The organism is Nocardia araoensis NBRC 100135 (genome assembly GCF_000308435.1).
Lineage (GTDB): Bacteria > Actinomycetota > Actinomycetes > Mycobacteriales > Mycobacteriaceae > Nocardia > Nocardia araoensis.
The window spans coordinates 1-945 of record NZ_BAFR01000262.1; the positions used below are offsets into that span (position 1 = coordinate 1).

Below are 945 nucleotides of genomic sequence, written 5' to 3' on the forward strand. Positions count from 1 at the left end.
CTAGGGTCCGTCCTCAAAGCCATATGAGCAGGGTGGCCAGGTCGAGCATGCCTCGGTAGGAGGTCGCGGTCTTGTCGTATCGGGTGGCGATGGCCTGGTACTGCTTGAGCCGGTTGAAGCAGCGTTCGACCACATTGCGGCGCCGATACACAGTCCGGTCGAAGGTCGGTGGGCGCCCACCAGCACTGCCCCGGCGACGACGGTTGGCTTGCTGATCGCTGCGTTCGGGGATCGTGGCGGTGATACCGCGCCGGCGAAGGTGCTCGCGGATCGCGCGAGTCGAATAGCCCTTGTCGGCCAACACCCGCCGCGGCCGCGTCCATGGGCGGCCCCGACCCGGACGTGGCATCCGGATACCGGCCAACACCTGGGTGAACATGGTGCAGTCGTTGACATTGCCCGCGGTCAACACCAGGCTCAACGGGCGTCCGAGCCCGTCGCAGGCCAAATGAATCTTCGTCGTCGGCCCGCCACGGGAACGACCGATAGCATGATCAACTGGTTCGCTGTGTTCGCCGCCGGATCCGTTGTCCCCCTGTGTGAACCACACGCGCACGCCCGCCAGCGGAATGCTGGTGGGCACGCACGATCGTCGAATCCACCGAGACCTCTCGATCGAGTTCGGCGACGGCCTCGGCGATCACACGTACCTTCGCTACGAGCATGCCCAGGGTGCCGTTGCGCGACCACCGCCAAAACCGGTTGTAGACCGTTTTCCACGGCCCGTAGCGTTCGGGCAGATCCCGCCACGCCACCCCGGTCTTGGCCTTGTACAACATGCCGTTGATCACCCGCCGGTCATCCACCCGCGGACGACCCTTCGCTCCGGACACCGGCAGCAGCGGCTCGATCACCCGCCACTGCTCCTCGGTCAACTCGTGCCTACGCACCACAACGGAGAATCACACCACATCAAGCACGCTAACTTTGAGGACGGACCCTAGG

General features: G+C 65.1%; 1 pseudogene. It reads right to left on the minus strand.

The annotated features are described in order from the left end of the window. Positions 1-13: 13 nt before the first annotated feature. Positions 14-893 (minus strand): annotated as a pseudogene (locus ON21_RS37475) (IS5 family transposase). Positions 894-945: the final 52 nt, after the last annotated feature.